Origin of the sequence: Sphingobacterium sp. UBA7038, from assembly GCF_002494055.1 — a bacterium.
Taxonomy (GTDB): Bacteria; Bacteroidota; Bacteroidia; order Sphingobacteriales; family Sphingobacteriaceae; genus Sphingobacterium; species Sphingobacterium multivorum.
In genome coordinates this window covers 212694-234806 of record NZ_DLAV01000015.1, presented here as the reverse complement: position 1 = coordinate 234806, position 22113 = coordinate 212694, and the positions used below count along the sequence as shown (strand labels likewise).

Here is a 22113-nt window from a genome sequence, read left to right as displayed (position 1 = left end):
TTCAGTAAAAATAAATTTAAACTAATAACAGAAAAATAATGAAAAGAATCTTAACCATTGCCTTTATTTCATTTTTATATGTAGCTCAGGCACAAGAACGCGAAACACGTAAGATCACTGCTCCAGATGGCATTTCATCGGCAACTTCATTACGTGTAGATTATATTCACTCTAATCGCAACGAGGTTATTGTTGAAGCAGATAATCCCGAACATTTATCCCTTATCGAAACGACTGTAAAAAACGGTACACTGTATGTACAGTATAAAAGAAACAGTTCAATCAGAAATGCGAGAAACAATCGCGTAACTGTTTACTCAAGCAAGATACCGACACGCTTTTCGGCATCATCCAGCAGTTCGATCTATACCGATGAAACGATTAAGGCAAACAAAATTTCTGTAGACGTATCCTCCTCCGCAAAAATATCGCTTAAAAAAATAATTGCTGATGATATCAACCTTTCAACGAGCTCTTCTAGCAAGTTAACGACAGATGTCAGCAGTAAAAATTTGCAAGTATCGGCAAGCAGTTCGTCTAAGCAGGAAATTGCGGGTAGCGCTTCAAATTTAAATTTGAACACCAATTCATCCGCATCGGTTGACATGAGCCGTTTCTCGACAACAAATGCCCAAGTACAAGCCAATTCGTCTGCAAATGTTACGCTCAGCGTGAAAGAAAACTTACAGGGAAATGTTTCTACATCGGCAAGAATTGCGTTAAAAAATCAACCAAAAAATGTCCAAGTTGACAAATCAACAAGTGGCAAAGTAGTATTGTAATTTTTAGTGTGGTCTTTAAAAAAGACTGTTTATTTATGTTTAATGTTTAGTTAGCTTAAAGGTGATACATACCCCAGTATCACCTTTGCTTTTATTAGCATTTTTGCTCACACTTCTCCTTCTCCTTCTCCTTCTCCTTCTCCTTCTCCTTATAAATTCACACATTTATCACCTCAAAAAACTGTATCAGGAAATTAATGACATCGATAGCAAAACCAGATTTCAGCTAAAAAAATTATTTTAGGTCTCGGTTTCAGGACATTTTTGTATATTAATATTCATATAAATGCCAAACTTTCGACGCAATGGACAATTTTTTAGCGACTTGTATCAAGCAATTTCAATATTATAAATCTTTGGGTGATAAAACATTGCACAGTTAAGCACTGAACAACTCTTTTGGCAACCCAATGATTCGAGCAATAGCATTGCATTAATTGTTAAACATTTAGGTGGAAATATGCTTTCCCGATGGACCGATTTCCTCACCACAGATGGCGAAAAACAAAATAGAAACCGCGACCAGGAGTTTGAGAACAGTTGGGTAGATCGCGATGAGCTTATTACCTATTGGAATGCTGGATGGTCCTGTCTGTTTCAAGCAATTGAATCCCTCGAAGAAGAAGATCTCGCTAAAATCATTTATATCCGTAATCAAGGACATACCGTCATGGAAGCGATCTTGCGGCAGCTAGCACATTATCCCTACCACATCGGTCAGATGCTCTATATTGGGAAAATATGTTTGGATGATAAATGGACCTCCTTATCAATACCCAAAGGTAGTTCAGCGTCCTATAATAGGGAGAAATTCAGCCATGAAAAACAGCAACAACATTTCACGTCGGAGTTTATAAAAGGGAATCAGGACAATTTGTCTTAAATAAGCTTTTTCACTTAGTTAACACAATAATTACTTGATTGGAAAGCATCGGATGCTAACCTAATTTCCGCAAACTTTTAAGTATATTTGTCATACATACAACTATTCCTTTTTTTTTGATTTCATTGGTAAGTAGGTTGTCTTTAAAACTATGAAAAATTCGATTAAGATCATCAACAATTACGAGTACAAAAAGTTATTTTTACCGGATGTTTCTGAGCACAATTTATTCAATGAGAATAAAATTCAAGTCTATCGAATCGAGAATTACCTCCGCAGTATCCTGATGCCTGTCATCCCCTATCGTACGACGTTTAATTTTCTCATTTTTGTAACGAAGGGGTCCCTGACCCAACATCTCGAAAGCGCATCTTATACCTTAACCGAAAATCAAGTCATTAACATCAAACAAGGTAATATTACGGCTACGCTGGCAATCTCTGATGATGTAGAAGGTTTTTTCGTGGTTTATGAAAATGAAATTGTAACTGATATTGAGCTTGGCATAAACGATATTAAATTTTTCAATTCCCATCCTTTTACCACACTTAAACCACATGTAGCACATTGGATCCAGCAAATGTTGATGTTATTGGAAGAGGAACTTTTTACCGATGGCCGCGTAATGGAAGTCTGCATATCCATGATGCAGTGTATCCTATTGAAGGTGATAAAATCGGATATAGAGACTAAGGCGCCGATGAGCCGACAGCTCGATATTGCTTTCCGTTTCCGCGAATATGTACAAAAATTTCATATCGATCATAAAAACGTGTTATTCTACGCCAATTTATTGCATATTTCAGAAAACTACCTCAATAAATGTGTAAAGGAAGCGACAAATAAACCTCCGAAGCAATGGATTAGTGAAATAAGTATCTTACATAGTCAGATTCTGCTGCAGGATGCTACGAGAGATATTGCCGGTATAGCCTTTGAATTGAAATTTCAATCGCCCTCCTATTTCACCAGGCTATTCAAAAAAATCACTGGGTATTCACCCAGTGACTATCGGAAACATAAGTTTATGGCGGGCTAATGCTTTTTACGGTAAGGTAAATTCCAGATTAAATCTACGGCTAAATAATGAACCCCAAAATCTACTTTGTCATAGCCTTTAATTAAGTCATTCATATAACCCAGATCCAATCGCAAAGGTGTCTTTGGAATATCTGTCATGTAATAAAAACCCAAACGGGTCTCTTTATAGCCAAAGCTAGACCAGGTACTAACAGGTTCGTAGAGCTTGCTGATTGCAAAAAGTCCTTCAGCGCTCAACGCCAATTCCTGCTTATTTTTAGCCGAAATTTTGAAATTTAGCTGCGACTTCAAGCGGGTCCTAAATTGAAAATTCTCTTCTGTCTTTTGAAAATCGGCTGTAAAGAACTTTCGGAACTCTTGCCTTAATGTATTTTTCCATTTCAAACGATCATTAAGGGTCAATGTATACGCATATCGTCCATACAACCTAAACTCTTGCTCAACACCTTCGTTATGATATGGGGCAGCCTCATCGTAAACGTTTTGGCGACGATAACTCAACGCATAACTATATTGTTGATTTTTAGCAAATTTATGATAGACCTCATGGTTTAACACCCAAATAGCCTGCTTGTGAAATGGATTTGAATCGTCGGGTGTACTTTTAGTTCCCAAACCAATATAGGTCAATGCTTCCTTCGTTCCAGCACTGTCTAATTTCCTACGCAAGCCCAAAACCGACCAAGATGCGGTCCTTGCTTTTCCTAATCCCGGCGGACTGACTTGTCCGTACACCGTATTTACATGAATTCCCAATAAGAGCATTATTGGGAATAGTTTTATTAAACGAAATTTAAACATACATAAAATTTTAGTTCACAAAAAAGGACTAGGAAGTCCCTTCAGCTGATGAAAACCTATTCACCAACCATTTATCGATAAGTTTGACAGGGTGCATAGCCCACATCGCAAAAACAAATGGAAAAGTCAATGTTGTCCATCCGTTGTGAATCAAAAAATGATCGAAATATGTTGCGATAATCGTTCCGATTAGAACATATACACCATCTCTAACGCGGGGGCCGCTTAGGGCAATTCCAACCAAAACCGCATTGAAGCTAAAAATGCCATTATTGGTCATATCTACAGATTCATGGCCATGGTGCGATATATAAACACTGATGATAACAGCAGCGAAACCGTAAAGTGCGCCCATGGGATTGCTCAGGAAAACCCCGATGAAAAAGATCAATCCAGCAATTAAACTACCCTGAAAAATAACCTGACCAAAGGCATGGCCTTCAATTAGGAAGTCATCCATTTCCTGAATATCAACAAAATGCTCGGGTACAGTCCGCAAGGCCAGTTCTGGAATACTCAACACATACAATGCGATCCAGGTAATTAAGATAAAAGGAAATGTAAATACCGGCAGATTCTTCTTCAATGCAAACCCCATCAAAATGGTGGTCAACGCAGATCCTACGATTAAGGCTCCCCATACCCAAACGTTTGTCTGGAAATAGAAAACCAAAGCAATACCGTAAAGCGTAGCATTAAATCCGAAAAGTCCATCATTGATATGATCCTCATCAAATTTCATCAACTTGGCCGTCAGTACGCCTACGATGTTAGCGAGAACCCCTGCAAAGCCCATAAGTGCCGAATCATAAATAATGGCTCCGATAAATAAGATACCCGTCCAAATGTTACCCTGAAACATAATCTGCCCAAATCCTTTAAAAAAAGCTTGTATAAAAGCTAGGATGTTATTTTTCATTGGAATATAATTAGTTGTTATTCAAAAATATGTTGCCCCATAGTGCGCTTTGCATTTCTTTAAAAAGAAGATAAAGCTGTTCGGCACCGTTACCTAAAACGCGAACCATAAAACCGTCATGCTGCAATTCGCTAATCCCAAACGCGACGTCTTTGGTTTCCCCGTACTGTTCATGGAAAGCCTCGATCCAGTCGCTTGGATTCAAGCCGGCACTATTCAGATAGATCAACGTTCCCTGGTGCGTATAGCCTTCCAAAATACCCAGACCTTGTATAGGCATACGATCTGGCTGAAGCAATACATTATCCTTCACCACGAGCCTACCATTGACATAACATTCTGTCAGATTTTGAAAGTGATTGTACATAAACTCTTCACCGGACATTTTCCGGCCACAGGTCACGATTTCACTCAGCAATAAGTGACAATTTGAAGCAAGATGTACAATGTTATGGCTCAAAAAATGAGACGAATGCTGAGGTACGACGGGATGGGATACATAAGAAAAAACAGCATTTTCGCCTACATTCACTTCCATCGTTTGGGACGAATGACCTTTCATATGAAACAAACGCTGGTAAGCCTGCGTCTGTAACTGTAACTTAGACCCCGGAGCAATATCAACTTGAATACGATGGTCATCTCCATCCAACAAACCAGGCGATGAACTCATAATCATCAAGTACGCTGCATTGTCTTTTTGATATTGCCCAACAGGAACGATACGAAACGGTTGTGTCGCATATGCATCTTTTAAAAAGGATTTTCCTTCGCGATGTGCTATCTTAATAGCTAAAGAACAAATCATAATTAACGTAGTAAATTAGGTTCCTCAATATCTTGAAGGAGTGCGTATTTTTTAATCCAGCCTACGATCTCTTCCAAACCATCGCCGGTTTTTAGATTTGAAAACAGGAATGGAGAACCTTTACGCATTTTACGTGCATCATGTTCCATCACTTCTAGGCTTGCGCCCACATAGGGTGCCAAATCTTTTTTATTAATCAACAACAGGTCTGATCTTGTAATTGCCGGCCCACCTTTACGCGGCATTTTTTCACCTTCGGCAACATCAATGACAAAAATGGTGATATCGGCAAGATCCGGACTATAAGTAGAAGTCAGGTTATCACCACCACTTTCAATTAAAATCAACTCCAAATCCGGGAAACGGCTAGCCAGTTCATCTACAGCTTCGAGATTCATACTCGCGTCTTCCCGTATCGCTGTATGGGGGCAACCGCCAGTTTCCACACCGATAATTCGTTCACGGGGAAGCAAACTATTTTTGGCCATATATTCCGCATCTTCCTTGGTATAAATATCATTCGTAATTACGGCAAGATCAATTTCATTCATCAACCGTCTGCTCAATCGTTCCAATAATGCTGTCTTACCAGACCCTACTGGACCACCAACCCCTATTTTAACATATTTTCTATTTTCCATTTTAATTGTTTTTTAAGAAATATAAACTCTAGAATATAATCGTTCGTGTTGCATGCAACGGATGTCAAATCCAATGTTGCATAAGCCCACTAAATTCCGTTCAACGGTTAAGGTCTCTTTGCAGAGATCAAGTATATCATCATGTAAACCAAAAAGTATATCTTGGCCATCCAACTGTCCTAATGGCACAAGTTTTACAGCGTTGGTCACCATCGTAATGGCGGCATTATAATAAAAGCCATGTAATGCTTCTTCCAAAGGAATTTCTAAAAGTGACGCCAACATGCCATACATCAAACAGTAATGGCTATCTACTTCCTTCTTTTGGATTAATTCACCCCAGGATAGCATAAAATCCTGCTGTTGATAACGACTGAATATTTTATAAATACGTACACCCAGTTTTTTACTGGCATCGCGAATTTCTCTTGGGCTTTTTAATGCTGTACATTCTTGATCTAACGCGATCAATGCATCCATGTCCTGCGAAGAAGTTGCTTCATAGGCCAATTTCATCAAAGCAGCATCATTGTACTTCAGATTATACCAGAGGTTATGACGCACATAATTGTCCGCCGTAACTTTATCACAGACCAAGCCCTGTTGCACATAAGTCTCCAGTCCATTTGAATGGGTAAACCCTCCAATTGGTAATGTAGGATCTGCGAGATGGAGTAACTTGCCTAGAAATGTATTTTTCATTGACATTATTTTTTTATATAAGTATATATCTTCAAGGATTTATCAGCTCCTTGCGTAATCTTCTCTATCATTGGGCATTAAAGCGATACCGGCTGTTGCCGCTTGCAAATTCACGAAGGTCTTGTCGTTGATCAAGAGCGGTATATTCTTCGTTGAAGACTTCATCTTCTGATGATGCTTGGGATCGACATTTGCATTGAGCTGACGTAAAAGTTGACGCTCGCCACGCTGCGGGTCAAATCCTTGTTTCGTTAACCATTCGTACATTGACCGTTCATAAGGCATAAGCAATTCATTTGCCTCCACAAATAGAGGCAAATGTTTGTTTCCAATTTCGCTGCTTACAAAAGCAGTTCGCAGGAAATCAATTGCCATGACACGGATGACTTCACAAGGTTTGATCGTTACCACAACAATTTTCTCTTCGTCTTCGTACAAGACATCACCATCCTGCAAGCTGGATGTATTACCCAACAATTTGACGGCAATATCCATTCCCTCCGCTGTACGTAAACGTTGAATACGTTTGGTCGACTCATACCATTCAATAGCAAGCAAATCGAGACGCTTAGTGATCTGCTCCCCCTGAATATTCCTTGTGATTTCCGTGATTATCATTTTTTAATTTTTAATAAATAGATTTTTAGACAAGCCTAAACCTACTGTAGATCCATTGATTCCCGTAATGAGTTCGTGATCATTGGGAATTGCAGCATCTTTACTATTTCTCTTTTTATAAGACAATTCTGCTACTTTAGCTTTTAATGCCCAACCTTTTCCCAAGGCGATACCCACAAGCGGGTACACTCTGAATAGATAGCCATTGTATTTACCATCTACCATAGTACCACCGGTAGCGACATGTTGATCGCCCCACAAATAATGCACATCAACCTGGCCAATTAACATAAAATGCTCACTCAGGGGCCAAGTATTGCTATAGAAAGGTCCTATTTCATGCGAATGATCCGTAAAATCCAGTGCTTTATCCTTAACAGAATTGAATCCATAGTTTAGCCCCGCATTCATGTTGTCAGTGAAAAAATAAGCAGCACCCACCGGAGCGGCACTAAATTGATGCCCAGCTGTTGTTTCGTGGTAATTCAGTGCCCCATAAATCATGATACCTCCCTTTTGCGCATAGGCCGATTGTATGGTTAAGCACGCCATTGCTATACAACAGCCTAAAAATGTCTTCAAATTTTTCATTAGCGTAAATCGTATTTTAGCTTAATGAAGCATCATGAGCAATCAGTATTCCCTCTCTTTTATGCGCTTTTGATAAGCCCATGATGATTTCATCAACCTATTGTTTTTCATAGCTTATGGCGTGACATCGGATCACGCCATAAAAAGTAGTTATAGGGTTAAAACAAGAAGTATCGTTGTCCCAACGAAACTGTATCAACAGGTTTTGACCGCAAGATCTCGCCGTCAAGACTTACCTCATAATTCTCTGGATTGACGATAATTTCAGGTGTGGCATCATTGTGGATCATATCTTTTTTGGAGATATTCCGACAATTTTCTACGGCAAGTAAGGTTCTTTCCAGTTTATACTCTTCTTTAATTCCCTTTTCCAATGAAATTTTAGAGACAAAGTCAAAACAAGTTTGGTGAACGGCTTTACCTAAACCGCCAAACATGGTTCTTAAGATGATTGGTTGTGGTGTAGGAATAGAAGCATTCGCATCCCCCATTTTTGAAGCGATAATCATCCCGCCTTTAATAATCATTTCTGGTTTTGCGCCAAATAAAGCTGGACGCCAGATCACCATATCGGCAATTTTACCAGGCTCGATAGAACCAACGTACTTCGAAATACCGTGGGCAATTGCTGGATTGATCGTGTATTTCGCGACATAGCGACGTGCACGGAAATTGTCGTTGTCCTTACCTTCATCTTCAGGCAATGGACCTACTTGTTTCTTCATCTTGTCTGCAGTCTGCCAAGTACGTGTGATGACTTCACCTACACGTCCCATTGCCTGCGAATCGGAACTCATGATACTGAATACACCGCGATCTTGTAGTACATCCTCAGCTGCAATCGTTTCTGGACGGATACGAGAATCGGCAAAAGCCACGTCTTCCGGAATTTCTTTGCTCAAGTGGTGACAAACCATCAGCATATCCAAGTGCTCGTCAATTGTATTTTTTGTAAATGGACGTGTTGGATTTGTCGATGCTGGCAATACATTTGGATACATCGCAGATTTGATGATATCCGGAGCGTGCCCACCGCCAGCACCTTCCGTATGGAATGTATGGATCACGCGTCCGTTGATTGCCTGGATCGTGTCTTCCAAGAAACCCGCTTCATTCAGCGTATCGGTATGGATAGCCACCTGCACATCATATTGATCAGCAACCGTCAACGCTCTGTCGATTGTTGCTGGTGTAGCACCCCAATCTTCGTGGATTTTAACACCTAAGGCACCAGCTTCAATTTGTTCAACAATAGGTTGTTCAGTACCAACGTTTCCTTTACCAAAAAAACCAAAGTTCATTGGAAGATCTTCAACAGCTTGTAACATGCGGCGTAAATTCCATTTACCCGGTGTTACTGTAGTTGCATTTGTTCCATCCGCTGGACCTGTACCGCCCCCGATCATTGTTGTAACACCACTATATAAGGCCGTTTCAACTTGTGTTGGACTGATATAGTGGATATGGGTATCAATACCACCTGGAGTTAAGATGTATCCTGATCCACCATGCACCTCCGTAGAAGCACCGATAATCATATTTGGTGTAATATTATCCATGGTATCCGGATTTCCAGCACGACCAACACCAACAATTTTACCATCCTTAATACCAATATCACCTTTCACGATACCCCAGTGATCAATAACAATAGCATCAGTGATCACCATATCCAGTGTACCTTCATCACGTGTATGAACGGAAGATTGGCACATCCCGTCACGCACGGTCTTACCACCACCAAATTTGGCTTCATCGCCATAGTAAGCGTAGTCTTTTTCGACTTCAATAATGATATCTGTATCTCCTAAACGGATTTTATCTCCACTTGTAGGGCCAAAGATGGCGCTATAATTTAATTTGCTAACTTTTAAACTCATAACACTTTGTTTTTAAAGCCTTGTTCTTTTACTTTTTTCATTGCATTTGCTTTCGCAACTTCGGTTTCGGTATCTCCATTTGCCAAATCATTGTGGCCATAGATCCTTCTTGCACCTGCATACGGAACCAATTCGACATCTTTTGATTCGCCTGGTTCAAAACGTACTGCAGTACTTGCGATAATATTTAAGCGCTTACCAAAAGCTTTCTCGCGATCAAACTCCATCATTTTGTTCACTTCAAAGAAGTGGAAATGTGAACCTACCTGAATGGGCCTATCACCTGTATTTGTCACAGTGATGGTTGTAACTTCTCTACCTTCATTGCAGATCACATAGCCATCTGCAATAAAAAATTCTCCTGGGATCATAGATTATATTTTTAACAATTAGCGAATCGGGTTATGAACAGTGACCAGTTTTGTACCATCTGGAAATGTTGCTTCTATCTGTACATCATGAATCATTTCGGGCACACCTTCCATAACATCTTCACGTGTCAACAATGTTGCACCAAACTGCATTAAATCGGCAACAGTACGCCCGTCACGAGCAGCTTCTAAAAGTTCACTACTGATCAATGCAATAGACTCCGGATAGTTTAATTTAAGTCCTCTAGCTTTACGTTTTTTCGCTAGTTCGCCGGCAAGATGAAGCAATAGCTTCTCTGTCTCTCTAGGTAATAAATGCATATAAATATTATTTAAATTGTTGTTATTCGAATTAAAAACAAGTCACGGTGGGTACAGGTCACGACAAGGTCATACGACTTAAAAAAATCGTTCAAAATCGTGATGAATAGGACAGATTACACCCATACACAGCGCAAGGTCTGTCTTTTCTCAACCCTTGTAAGAAATGGAAATTTTTACCCCAGAAATGGGATCTTTAAACTTTGGAAAAGAATATATTTTGGCGGAAGGATCAATCGATCCATATAAGGCCTTCTGTTATTCTGAATTTTGAGACGTACAGGATAACAGAATACAAAAAGACAAATTGAAAGCACGCCCCAATAGAGCAGCTTGCTCCATTCATCTTTGAGGTCCATCTGTTCGGTGATATCATAGACATCATGATCTTTAACCGCGGCTAACAGATTTTCCCGTTCTGACTGTCCTAAAGCTTTATCTACATGAGAAGGAAATACAGACAGACTTAGGCGGACGAGGGGTAAATGCTGAACAGTAGAATGTGATGGCATAGCTATTCCTTTCATGAGCAGGGTGCTAAAAAGAAAAACTAAAAAGATTAAACTATACCTCATTCTTGCGTTCACAATACTATTATTTGTTGTTCAAATTTACAACCAAAGCGGGCTACTTGACTAGCACAAATCTTGAATTAAATAGTCCAAATTTGTTGAAAAAGCCCGCTTTGTCGGTTTTAGATTACTATTTCAGCATTAAAAAGAGTAACCCACTGATACCATGACATTTCGCGGTGCACCAGCAAAGGCTCTCGTGTAGTCAAAACCACCTAAAAAGTAATATTTATCGAATACATTGTTCAGATTTAAGGCCATTTTCATCGCACCAATGTGGTAATAGGCAGCAGCATTTACAGTGGTATACGAAGGCCATTGCCCCCAGAGTGCATTTCCTTCGCTATCCTTTCCGATACTGTTATCCATCCTTTTACGATCTACATAATAAACACCGGCACCAAAACCCAAACCTTTTAATGTACTAGCTGAAAACACATATTTCAACCAGGCACTCGCCATATTTTTAGGTGCTCCCGGTAGGGACTGCCCGATTTCAGAAGGAACAGAAGATGATTTTACCTCCGTATCACTATAGGTATAATTGGCCATAATCTGGAACTCACGTGTCAACTGCCCACGCACATCGAGTTCGACACCCTGCGATAGCGCTTTGCCAGATTGTCTATACTCCGGCAACCCTGAATCGTTGATAGCCCCTGTGGCAATGAGCATATTCCGTCGTTCAATTCGGAATAAGGATAGATCAACTTGCAATTGCTCTTTAAAAAAACCGGCCTTCATCCCCGTTTCCACCTGGAAACTCCGCTCAGCATCAAAGGGTTTATCGGCACCATAATCTTTATAGTTCTGAATAAAATTGGCGCCCACAGGTACAAATCCTTGTGAATAACTTGCAAAATAGTTAATCTGCTTATTGATTCCATAGGTTACACCAAAACGAGGTAATAAGGCATTTTGCGTTGCATGAAAGCGATTTTGTCCGTCAAGTGTCTCAGAAGAATAGTGCTCATGACGAAGACCTACAATAAGTTTCAATCGCTCGTCAATGCTGATTTGATCCTGAATATATTTACCCGTTGTTTTATAAGGGCTCAAAAAAGGATAAGCGACTCCCGTGCGCCACACATAATTCGTTAGATCATGCGTGGTATAAGTGGGATTGTTCAAATCAAAAGTCAACGGGACGACTTTGCCATCTACAGTTTGCTGCCGCGCCTCCCGCAATTGATTTTCTTTGTCGCCCCGATATTGTGCAAAATCAACTCCTGCAACAAAATGCTGATCGACTCTATCGCCCAAAAGATCCCACTTAACATAACCCACAACATTATCTGTATAGTCACGTCCATGACGATCAAAAAAACGCATATTCATAATGGTATTATGTGGCGCATCAGCAAAGGTGTTCATTGTCCGATGTTCGTTGACATCCTCCTGATAGATGGATTTCATGTAGCTCAGATTCAAACTAACATGTTCTGCCAGACGCTGAGACAAGCGGCCGCTTAACGAAAAAGTCTTGGAATTATAAAAATCGGAAGGCTGGCTCAACGTAAATGATCTTGGCAAAGCATAAAAGTTATTTTCCTTAATACCCATTCCCCGATCAAGATAACCGTTGAACTGATTATACACCATATCAATATCCACCACCGTGCCCTCAGCTGGTTTAAAGGTGAACGAAGGAGCCACCATGATTCGTTTCTGGCGATTTACATCGCGGAAAGTCTTTGTATCTTCGTAACCCGCATTAAAACGATATAAAATACGTTTGGCACTGTCCAGAGGTCCACCGAGATCCACAGTTGTTCGCATCGTTTCAAAACTACCACCTGAAAAATTCACATTCCCTCTAAAATCTTCCAAAGGCTTCTTGGTCGTCATATTAATTGTACCACCCGGTACGATATCTCCAAACAAAGATGCTCCTGGCCCTTTCAAAACCTCGATATTTTCAAGATTGATTGTTAAGGGAGAATTATAATAACTGTTACCATAACCATACCCCGAGCGTAAGCCATTGACAAGCCGTACACCCGTTTCATAACCGCTTTTAAAGCCACGAATGACAACATCATCATAGGAAGATGCTTCGGTCACACCAGCCAAATCCTGAACCAATGCCCCTGTGGTGAATGCCTGCTTATCCTCTATAAATTCCTTACTTAAAACAGCAACAGATTGTGGAAGATCTTTTAATTTTCCAGCAAATTTTCCGCCCAACTCCATGTCGTTTGTCAGATAAGAATTGTTGCGTCTACCTGTTACCAATACCTCATCCAAGGTATTATCACCGGCCACCATCAGTAATCGAACTCCTTTTTTTGCATTCCAGCTAGCGGCGTTCAAATCCAGCAATACAGGCTTATACCCAATTGCATCTGCACGTAACTGTACAGGAAAGGAAATTATTCCGGTAAAACTAAATTCGCCCTGAGCATTAGAACTTGTCTGTTGTTGTCCATCGACTAAGGTCAGTGTAACCCCAGCGATGGGATCACCGTTTTCATCCTGAATTTTTCCAAATAATGCTACACCTTGTTGTGCATATACGGCTCCCGGTACGGAAGCGCTTGTCAATAAAGCGAAAGCTAGCGCTTTCATCATGTTGTTCATTAGAATAATTTTTCTTTTTTTTGGATTACCCAAATTGGGTTTAAGCAATACGATCAACGAATAATTCCATGTGTATCGTTGGAAAATTCGATTCATTACAATAGTCCTTTAATTGAAAGCCTTGTTTTCCCCAAAACTCATAGGCTCCTGTCAAGAATGGGTGCGTATGTAAATAAAGCCTTTCTATACTTTTCTCCTTAGCTACAGCGACCAAACTTTTGAACAAGGCTGTTCCTAAACCTGACCTACGGTAACTCGGATCCACAAAAAGCCGGGCAACTTCCACCGTTTTCCTTCTGTCTATATCCAAATGCGGAAAACGGTAGTCATAAGCCGACATACCAACCACGCCGATCAAATTACCCCGATGATCTTTTGCCTGCAAGAATGCAGCAGCTTCAGCCTCAAGATACACTGCTGAAAATGCGAGTAGATCCTTAGGAAGCTTATTGGAATCCAACATCGGAAACAACTGTTTCCGAAATTCAATGACATAAGGTAATACGACATCAATATCCTCCTCTTCAACACGAGATATGGTTATATTTTTCAACTGAGGTTGAGTGGGAAGAGATCCCTTACTCATCCGTTTATTTTCAATCAATATATGACCACTGTCTTTAAATATATTCATAGTGTTATCGCTATTTTAAAATAATCGCCCCGTAAACTGGGCATTTCACCTACAAACCATGATGTTTTTACAAAGGCGCTTACTCCACACTTCATCAGGGTGTATTCAGCTCAGTGACGGTTGCTGGACTATGTTCTGCCCCCTCAATGGGTTCAAATGCCGCAGCACCACTCAGCATCGGAACAAACATCCATTTCTTTTGATTTTCCAAACTAATCAAAGGAAGTTGATAGGTCTGTTCCAATAAATTTCTTACTTGTTCCCGATCCAGACCATGGAGGTCCACGAGCCTATTGTCTTTCATCAGATAAAACTGATCACCAAAAAGAAACGCCATGTTAGGGTCGTGCATTACACATAACACGGTTGTCCCCTCCTTGACCAGCTCTTTGGCGGTCTGCAGAACCGCAATCTGATATTTCAGATCCAAATGATTCGTAGGCTCATCAAGCAATAATAAATCAGGTTGCTGTACCAATACCCGACATAGTAACACCAATTGTCGCTCCCCTCCAGACAACGACGTATAGGGTTTGTCCTTTAAGTGTGTGAGGTTAAATTTATCCAAGATCTGTTCTACTGCCTCGAAGTCTTCTTTACTTGGTGAAAAACGAGAAAATGAAGCCCGTCCCGTCAGAATAACATCAACAACGCTAAAAGGAAATGTGGTCTGATGGAACTGGTTCAGAAAACCCAATTTCAATGAATTAGCCCGACCAACCTTCCAATTGCGACGCTCCGTTTCATTAATAAGAACCGATCCATCATATTTTTTTTCCAGCCCTGCAATAATATTGAACAGCGTAGATTTACCACTTCCATTCCGACCGAGAATAACAGAAAGCTTTCCTTTTGGGAATGACATGGTTACATCATTTAAAATGATATCCTTACCGTAGGCAAAAGAAAGGTTGTTGATATGAATCGAATTACTCATGAATTCCAGTTGATTTCATTACGACGCATCAGGTAAATAAACAAGGGAGCGCCAATAATCATTGTAAATACACCGATCGGAATTTCAAATGGCATGACCGCCCTAGAAAAATCATCGATCAGTAGAAGAAAAGTACCACCAATACTGATATTTGCCCACACAACAATATTGTTATTGGGGCCAAAGATCATCCGGCTGATGTGTGGAACAATTAATCCAAATAGACTTATTACCCCTACAGCTGCAACGGCTGATGCTGTAATTAGTGTAGCTACAGCAATAAATCCCAGCTTCAATATTTTCGGATTGACGCCAACAGCAATTGCTTCTTGATCGCCCAAGGCTAAAAGATTCAGCTTCCAACGAAACAGGATCAGGATAGCCAATCCTATTGTTATCGGCAGAAAAGCATGCTGTACTTTCGACCAGGAGGCCGTATGCAGATTCCCCATTGTCCATTGTACAATAGCTTGTAATTTATAGGGATCACTGATGTATTGCAACAAGGTTAACATGGCTGTAAATACTCCGGAAATAACCATTCCTGCCAATACCATCCCAATAATCGAGGTTTTCAAACCAGCATTTGAAACAAAATAAGTCAACCCCACAGCACATACACCATACAAAAATGCGGATATATTGACCGGCAATAGTGGAAACAACATAGCCAATGCAGCCCCAAAAGCAGATCCCGAAGAAATACCCAATGTAAAGGGATCAACGATTGGATTCCTAAAAATGGCCTGCAAGATTCCGCCAGAAGACGCAAGAGCAGCTCCGACCATAAAGGTCAGCAGAATCCGTGGTAAACGTACCTGCCACAATATCGTATCCATATTATCCTTCAATACCGCAGTAGGGTGACCTAAATATCCCCCCACTTCCGATCCAATGCGTTGGCAGAGCTCAACAAAACCAATGTTCTGGCTTGAGCCCACCAATAGGGAAAACAATAAAACCAACAATGGCAGAACAACGAGCAATAACAGCTTTTTTAATTGATGCATCATTGAAGTAATCCTGCTTTACCGTAAAGTTTTTCAAAAGCGATAGCCATATCCTGGTCAAGTTGCTGTTTCGTATAATCCGAAAAACACCAATGCCTTATCTGTTTGGCAAAAAGCATAAATTTGACGGTATGTGGGTCGAATGGAAACGACGGTGACATCACAAATACCTGTTTATTTCGCACTGCAGGTAAGGCCGCGAGTTCCTTTAAGTTATAGACGTCTGCCAATGTAGAATTCCAAAGAATAATGAGGTCCGGATTCCATTTATAAATTGTCTCTGCGCCGACATTTGGGGCTTCCATTTCCAACGGACAGGCGTTAGCTGCGCCCGAAAGGCGGATCGCCATATCAATCAAACTACCACGACCGGATGTCGAAAGTACCCGACCTTTAGACCAAGCGTAATAAACCTTCTTCTGTATTTGATCCTTGGGAGCAGTCATTTTTTTGATCTCCGCCGAAACAAACTGAACAATTTCTTCCGCTCGCGCTTTCTTTCCGAGTAATGCTCCCATCCCTGTCAGTTCATTAAAAATACTTTTTTCATCCTGCGAAGAAAAAGTGAACACTGGAATTCCAAGATCTTCTAGTTGGGAAATATTATCCTGATCGGTATTGAATGTCAAAACAAGGTCAGGGTTTAAGCTCACTATGCTTTCCACATTATTTGCCTGGCCTGCGAAAGTAGGTGTCGCCAGTGTTTTTTTTGCGATCCTATCATCCAATTTGGATAAAAACTTATAGGTATCTTCGACCTGATAAACCTGTTCAGGAATACCAACAAGGCTATTTTCAGCACTCAACATGTAGACTTCATCAACAAGGGACGGAAATAATACAACCACACGTTGTGCCGTATGCGCTAATACCACTTCTTTTCCACGGCTGTCGACAGCTTTCACTTGATTGCTGACCGCACCTGCTTGCCGATTTTGGCAGGCGCTCACCAAACACAAACATGCCAAAAGCAATACAGGTATAATACGATTCACTTTCATCTACTTATTTTTTAGGATTTGCTTACGCGGATCAACATGTTCATCTGTTCCGCTTAAATCTGCTTTCTTTTTATTTCTCGCCTGCAGTCGAATCAAATTCTCGGATAACAGTAAGGCTTCCTCCAATTGAATCGAGGTTCCATACTTTGCCAGGACCTGCTCATAGAGCCGTCCATGGTAAGGAAGACGAAGTGATTGGGCATCTGTTACGTTGAATATGGGCAGATGTCTATTTCCAATAAAATAACCAAAATCTGCAAGCTGCACCAAATCTATTGGATTGAATCTTATGGTCAACGTAGGCTTGACAACCAGGATCGCCTGTAGCGTTTCCTGATGAAATAAAGCATCGCCATGACGCCATTCCGCACCTTGCTCCAATTGCATAAAGATTGTCTTTCCGCCCGTTGTATTGCGTGTTAGGCGCCTTTTGTGGACTTCATACCATTCAAGATACACTTGATCGACTTCACTAAGAGCAAACTCATGCTTTGCTACAATTTTATCTATTGGTACAGGTAGCTCATTCATATTGTAAACCTATCTTCTTCATTTCGTTAACGGCACTGACACAGTTTCGTTCTCCGTCAAATCTATTTCCTCTAAACACAAATAACATGTCAACATATACAGTATAACAATGAAGCGCGGATCATTGCTATACCACTCTTTTTATCAATTGGCCGTTATTTTACTTCAAGCGCCTTATATTGATCTTTTTTCGCCTGAACTCTTTCTTTCAACCAATCACACCAGGTATCAAGACCGTCACCATTTAATGTACTGATTGTAATAACTTCCAAATTGGGGTTCACCTCGCGCGCATCTTTCGTTACCGCATCTACCGAGAAAGGTACATATGGCAATAAATCACCTTTGGAAACCAACATCAATTCGCTTGTTAAAAACATACGTGGGTATTTTTTCGGTTTATCGTCCCCTTCTGTGGTCGCCAATAAGGTCACGCGGTAATCTTCACCCAAATCAAACGCTGATGGACACAATAAATTCCCGACGTTCTCAATAAACAACAGGTCTATTCCTTCGATGTCGATATGATCCAGGGCTTGTAAGATCATTTGTGCCTCAATATGACACATTCCACCAGTGACAATCTGCAATGCATTAATGCCTACCTCACGCATACGAACCGCATCACGTTCGGTTTCCGGATCACCCACCAAAACAGCAATATTCAGATCTTTGGCCAAACGTTTTCCCGTTTCTTGCATCAAGGTAGTTTTACCCGAACCCGGAGAAGAACATACATTGATCACACAAACGTCTTTCAGTCTATCGCGGATGGCTTTTGCGACAAAATCATTTGCTTTTAATAAATGTAGCGTTGTATTTTCACATTGAACCGAACCTACACGGTTACCTAAACTTTTAGGATTTGAAGTATTGTCTGACATGATAAACGATATTAGTCTTGTTTAAAAATTACTTTTGATATATAGAGTTCATTCCCTTGAACAATTGTACTAGAAGCCTGTCCGCAATCACATACAAATCGATGAAAATGAACCGGAAAATTTTTCTGACAATGTTCACAATATGCAATGATATCGTTTACAACGACTTCCATTTCCATATCTTGGTATTGCGTATTTTCAGCAATAAAAGCATCAAATGCATTTTGGATCAATACAGGCTGGACGTTGGATAACAATCCTGCTGTGACCTGAATTTTTTGAATATCATCTACCCTAGCCTCATAATACGAGGTCAACGTATCAAAAATATCCTTTACTATACTTAGCTCGTGCATTGGTATATTTTAAGAAATAAATAAATTTAGAAAAGAAATGACAGTTCTCTTTGCCTGTATGATGTAAAGAAAAGCGTATGCTTTAGCATGGAATTTTGATTTGCTCAAACAGCAAAAATCGAGCGATGGGTATATGCTCTAGATCAAGGGTATGTTCATACCGATAATCTTTCTGTTTTGGGGATGGCAGTAGTTCATGCCATAGCAAATCAACCGTAACCAACCAACGCTCCATCAACCAATCTTGTGCCACTTCGGCGTCCAATTCCGCAACAATGGATTGAAGCGATGGGTAAAGCGAACAAAATTGACTATGATCTTTATGAAAATGGACGATGTGTGTATGGTCCGCATTGTTGGAAGGATTTTTTGCAGATAAAAACTGGGATTCGACACTTTCACTTTTCAGTACAAGACTGTTTGCATTTAAATTCTTAAATGATAACAACAGTGCTGCAAACAGAAAAATAAAGTGCTTCCACATAGCTTTAACCTAACAATGTATCAAAGATTCCTTTGAAACCATTACAAAGTTACTACCGATCAAAGAAGAAAAAGTAGCACAAATCTTGAATTTTATTTCACAAAATAGGAAACACCCAAAGAAAATTCCATAATTCTTCATATATTAAATTAAAATTTGGTTAAAGTGAGATTAAAATGATATTAGAGGCAAAAATTGGTTCTTTTTTGGCTGCTATTCTCATTAAATAAATTGGTCCATGTCGTAGACCATAGCGATAAATATTGGTCAGGTACATCATAAAAAATCTGAGCCAATCTTAGCGCCGGAGCAAAAGGTTAATTTCAGGGTTATCTGGATAAATCTAAAATAACAAGAAGCCAGGTTCGCGTCGGACCTGGCTTCTTGAAAAACTGATATTCTTAACAATTAGCGATGCAGATCAAAACGGTCTAACTCCATCACTTTAGTCCATGCCTTCACAAAATCTTGTACGAATTTATCTTTTGCATCGGCACTGCCATATATTTCAGCAACAGCTCTCAGTTCAGCGTTGGAACCAAAAATAAGATCTGCACGTCCGGCTTCCCATTTTTTAACACCAGATTTACGATCTGATCCTTCAAAAACTTCCCGGTCCGGAGAGATTGCTTTCCAAGCTGTTCCCATATCCAATAGATTGACAAAAAAATCATTCGTCAATTGGCCTTGCCTATCTGTCATCACTCCTAATGCAGAACCATCAAAATTTGCCTGAAGAACACGAAGTCCGCCGATCAATACCGTTAATTCCGGAACAGATAGCGTAAGTGATTGTGCTTTGTCGATCAATAATGATTCCGTAGACACGGTGTAAGCACCTTTACGGTAATTTCTAAATCCATCCGCAATTGGCTCAAGATAGCCCATGGATTCTACATCCGTCTGTTCCTGTGATGCATCCATACGCCCCGGATGGAACGGTACGTTGACAGCATGTCCAACTGCACGAGCGGCCTGCTCTATCGCAGCAACACCACCTAAGACAATTAAGTCTGCCAAGGAAATCTTCTTTCCGCCCTGTTGCTTTCCATTAAAGTCCTGTTGAATTTGCTCAAGCGCAGTAAGAACTTTTTGCAATTGTGTTGGATTATTGACTTGCCAATAACGCTGCGGAGCCAACCGTATCCGCGCACCGTTTGCACCACCTCTCTTGTCAGACCCACGAAAAGTAGAAGCTGAAGCCCAAGCGGTCGTTACGAGCTCTGCAGTGCTGAGCCCCGCGCTCAATAGGGTAGATTTCAATGTGTTAATATCATTAGCATCGACCAAAGCATGATCGACAGCAGGAATAGGATCTTGCCACAATAATTCCTCAGCAGGAACTTCGGCACCTAAATAACGCTCTCGTGGTCCCAAATCACGGTGCGTCAATTTAAACCAGGCGCGAGCGAATGCATCGGCAAATGCGTCTTGATTTTCGTAAAATTTACGCGAGATCTTTTCATAAATTGGATCAAAACGCAAGGACAAATCTGTCGTCAGCATCGTTGGCCTACGTTTTTTAGTTGGATCAAAAGGATCTGGAACAGTCGAATCAGCTCCTTTGGCTACCCATTGATGCGCTCCTGCAGGACTCTTTGTTAATTCCCATTCATTTTCGAAGAGATTTTTAAAAAAGAGATTGGTCCATTCTGTCGGTTTCTGTGTCCAAATAACCTCCAAGCCACTCGTGATCGCATCTGCTCCTACTCCACTGCCATAGGTACTTTTCCAACCAAGCCCTTGTTGTTCTATGCCGGCTGCTTCAGGTTCTTTTCCGACATTGTCGGCAGGACCTGCTCCGTGTGTTTTTCCAAACGTATGCCCTCCAGCAATCAAAGCGACAGTTTCCTCATCGTCCATCGCCATCCGACCAAAAGTATCCCGTATATCTTTTGCAGCCGCGATAGGATCTGGATTTCCATCTGGTCCTTCCGGATTAACATAAATTAATCCCATCTGTACCGCTGCCAACGGTTTTTCAAGATTGCGCGAATGTTGTTTACCATCTGCATCATCATCGGCAGATAATACACCGTGTGATTCCACTACGCCTTCTGAACCATGAGCATAGCGTACATCACCGCCCAACCATGTTTTTTCAGAACCCCAATAGACATCCAATTCAGGTTCAAAAGCATCCACACGTCCACCAGAATAACCAAAAGTCTTGAAGCCCATAGACTCTAAAGCAACATTACCTGTTAAAATCAATAAATCTGCCCAGGAGATATTTTTACCATATTTTTGTTTGATAGGCCACAACAGGCGACGTGCTTTATCCAAACTCACATTATCAGGCCAGCTATTCAGTGGTGCAAAACGTTGTTGCCCAGACCCAGCTCCGCCTCGACCATCGCTTACCCGATAGGTTCCTGCACTATGCCAAGCCATCCGGATGAATAATGGTCCATAATGTCCAAAGTCAGCAGGCCACCAGTCCTGCGAATCGGTCATCAAGGCATGCAAATCTCTTTTTACGGCTTCTAAATCCAATTGTTTAAATGCTTCCGCATAATCAAAGCCCTCGTCCATCGGATTTGACTTGCTCGCGTGTTGTCTCAACAGATCTACACGAAGTCTATTTGGCCACCAGTCCTGATTTTGAGTTCCCCCTCCCGCAACGGCGTTGCGCATCGTACCATTATGAAATGGGCATTTGCTAATGTCTTTTTCGTTGTTGTCCATATGAAAAGAAAGTTTATTTATATAATATCTTAAGTGATCAAATTGTTTGACTCCCACTTTCATAAAATTACACAAATG

At 40.7% G+C, this 22113-nt stretch carries 23 protein-coding genes and 1 pseudogene; 3 read left to right on the top strand and 21 right to left on the bottom strand.

Annotation, left to right across the window (positions count from 1 at the left end; all coding sequences use genetic code 11):
• Nucleotides 1-38: 38 nt before the first annotated feature.
• The 3 genes from B3H30_RS10020 to B3H30_RS10010 all read left to right on the top strand — a co-directional run bounded on the left by B3H30_RS10020 (nt 39) and on the right by B3H30_RS10010 (nt 2704).
• Nucleotides 39-782, top strand: coding sequence for a GIN domain-containing protein (locus tag B3H30_RS10020; RefSeq protein WP_070567864.1), 744 nt, complete (start codon nt 39-41; stop codon nt 780-782).
• Between the two features lie 370 nt (nt 783-1152).
• Nucleotides 1153-1665, top strand: a complete 513-nt coding sequence (locus tag B3H30_RS10015) for a DUF1572 family protein (RefSeq protein ID WP_312128594.1) — start codon at nt 1153-1155, stop codon at nt 1663-1665.
• Between the two features lie 151 nt (nt 1666-1816).
• On the top strand, nt 1817-2704 hold the full coding sequence (locus B3H30_RS10010) for a helix-turn-helix domain-containing protein (RefSeq protein ID WP_070567866.1): 888 nt from the start codon (nt 1817-1819) through the stop codon (nt 2702-2704).
• Here the strand turns inward: B3H30_RS10010 and B3H30_RS10005 are convergent.
• The 21 genes and pseudogenes from B3H30_RS10005 to katG all read right to left on the bottom strand — a co-directional run bounded on the left by B3H30_RS10005 (nt 2701) and on the right by katG (nt 22035).
• Entirely contained in the window at nt 2701-3507 is an 807-nt protein-coding gene (locus B3H30_RS10005; RefSeq protein ID WP_083296038.1) for a DUF2490 domain-containing protein, read from the bottom strand. The genes B3H30_RS10010 and B3H30_RS10005 overlap by 4 nt on opposite strands.
• Before the next feature lie 28 nt (nt 3508-3535).
• A complete protein-coding gene (locus B3H30_RS10000) occupies nt 3536-4426 on the bottom strand; it encodes an urea transporter (RefSeq protein ID WP_286776881.1) in 891 nt (296 codons plus the stop codon).
• Between the two features lie 10 nt (nt 4427-4436).
• Nucleotides 4437-5234, bottom strand: coding sequence for an urease accessory protein UreD (locus tag B3H30_RS09995; protein WP_070567870.1), 798 nt, complete (start codon nt 5232-5234; stop codon nt 4437-4439).
• A gap of 2 nt (nt 5235-5236) precedes the next feature.
• Entirely contained in the window at nt 5237-5875 is a 639-nt protein-coding gene (ureG, locus tag B3H30_RS09990; protein ID WP_046675418.1) for an urease accessory protein UreG, read from the bottom strand.
• 12 nt (nt 5876-5887) lie between these two features.
• Nucleotides 5888-6577, bottom strand: a complete 690-nt coding sequence (locus tag B3H30_RS09985) for an urease accessory protein UreF (protein WP_070567872.1) — start codon at nt 6575-6577, stop codon at nt 5888-5890.
• A 42-nt stretch (nt 6578-6619) separates the two neighbouring features.
• The gene (locus B3H30_RS09980; protein WP_070567875.1) at nt 6620-7195 is read right to left on the bottom strand and encodes an urease accessory protein UreE; all 576 of its coding nucleotides are present in this window, start codon (nt 7193-7195) and stop codon (nt 6620-6622) included.
• A 3-nt stretch (nt 7196-7198) separates the two neighbouring features.
• Nucleotides 7199-7786, bottom strand: coding sequence for a hypothetical protein (locus tag B3H30_RS09975; RefSeq protein ID WP_139145037.1), 588 nt, complete (start codon nt 7784-7786; stop codon nt 7199-7201).
• 158 nt (nt 7787-7944) lie between these two features.
• Entirely contained in the window at nt 7945-9666 is a 1722-nt protein-coding gene (ureC, locus tag B3H30_RS09970; protein WP_070567879.1) for an urease subunit alpha, read from the bottom strand.
• A 65-nt stretch (nt 9667-9731) separates the two neighbouring features.
• Nucleotides 9732-10037: pseudogene (gene ureB, locus B3H30_RS09965) on the bottom strand (urease subunit beta); the annotation flags it as partial.
• Nucleotides 10038-10055: 18 nt separating this feature from the next.
• Nucleotides 10056-10358, bottom strand: coding sequence for an urease subunit gamma (gene ureA, locus B3H30_RS09960; protein ID WP_070567883.1), 303 nt, complete (start codon nt 10356-10358; stop codon nt 10056-10058).
• A 176-nt stretch (nt 10359-10534) separates the two neighbouring features.
• On the bottom strand, nt 10535-10885 hold the full coding sequence (locus tag B3H30_RS09955; protein WP_070567885.1) for a hypothetical protein: 351 nt from the start codon (nt 10883-10885) through the stop codon (nt 10535-10537).
• Nucleotides 10886-11071: 186 nt separating this feature from the next.
• On the bottom strand, nt 11072-13606 hold the full coding sequence (locus tag B3H30_RS09950) for a TonB-dependent receptor (RefSeq protein WP_254667738.1): 2535 nt from the start codon (nt 13604-13606) through the stop codon (nt 11072-11074).
• The gene (locus B3H30_RS09945; protein WP_236586028.1) at nt 13551-14144 is read right to left on the bottom strand and encodes a GNAT family N-acetyltransferase; all 594 of its coding nucleotides are present in this window, start codon (nt 14142-14144) and stop codon (nt 13551-13553) included. The genes B3H30_RS09950 and B3H30_RS09945 overlap by 56 nt, the downstream gene beginning before the upstream one ends.
• Nucleotides 14145-14238: 94 nt before the next feature.
• Nucleotides 14239-15081 (bottom strand): ABC transporter ATP-binding protein, encoded by an 843-nt coding sequence (locus B3H30_RS09940; RefSeq protein ID WP_070567887.1) that lies wholly within the window; start codon nt 15079-15081, stop codon nt 14239-14241.
• Nucleotides 15078-16094 carry a FecCD family ABC transporter permease gene (locus tag B3H30_RS09935; RefSeq protein WP_254667739.1) on the bottom strand — a complete coding sequence of 339 codons (1017 nt, stop codon included), beginning with the start codon at nt 16092-16094 and terminating at the stop codon, nt 15078-15080. Before B3H30_RS09935 ends, B3H30_RS09940 begins: the two co-directional genes overlap by 4 nt.
• Nucleotides 16091-17092, bottom strand: a complete 1002-nt coding sequence (locus B3H30_RS09930; protein ID WP_070567889.1) for an ABC transporter substrate-binding protein — start codon at nt 17090-17092, stop codon at nt 16091-16093. Before B3H30_RS09930 ends, B3H30_RS09935 begins: the two co-directional genes overlap by 4 nt.
• Nucleotides 17093-17623: a hypothetical protein gene (locus B3H30_RS09925; protein ID WP_070567891.1), complete on the bottom strand. Its 531-nt coding sequence runs from the start codon at nt 17621-17623 to the stop codon at nt 17093-17095.
• A 155-nt stretch (nt 17624-17778) separates the two neighbouring features.
• The gene (gene hypB / locus B3H30_RS09920; RefSeq protein ID WP_083296039.1) at nt 17779-18507 is read right to left on the bottom strand and encodes a hydrogenase nickel incorporation protein HypB; all 729 of its coding nucleotides are present in this window, start codon (nt 18505-18507) and stop codon (nt 17779-17781) included.
• Nucleotides 18508-18518: 11 nt separating this feature from the next.
• Nucleotides 18519-18863, bottom strand: a complete 345-nt coding sequence (locus tag B3H30_RS09915; protein WP_070567893.1) for a hydrogenase maturation nickel metallochaperone HypA — start codon at nt 18861-18863, stop codon at nt 18519-18521.
• 82 nt (nt 18864-18945) lie between these two features.
• Nucleotides 18946-19347, bottom strand: coding sequence for a hypothetical protein (locus B3H30_RS09910; protein ID WP_070567895.1), 402 nt, complete (start codon nt 19345-19347; stop codon nt 18946-18948).
• A gap of 408 nt (nt 19348-19755) precedes the next feature.
• Nucleotides 19756-22035 carry a catalase/peroxidase HPI gene (gene katG, locus B3H30_RS09905; protein ID WP_070568298.1) on the bottom strand — a complete coding sequence of 760 codons (2280 nt, stop codon included), beginning with the start codon at nt 22033-22035 and terminating at the stop codon, nt 19756-19758.
• Nucleotides 22036-22113 lie beyond the last annotated feature (78 nt).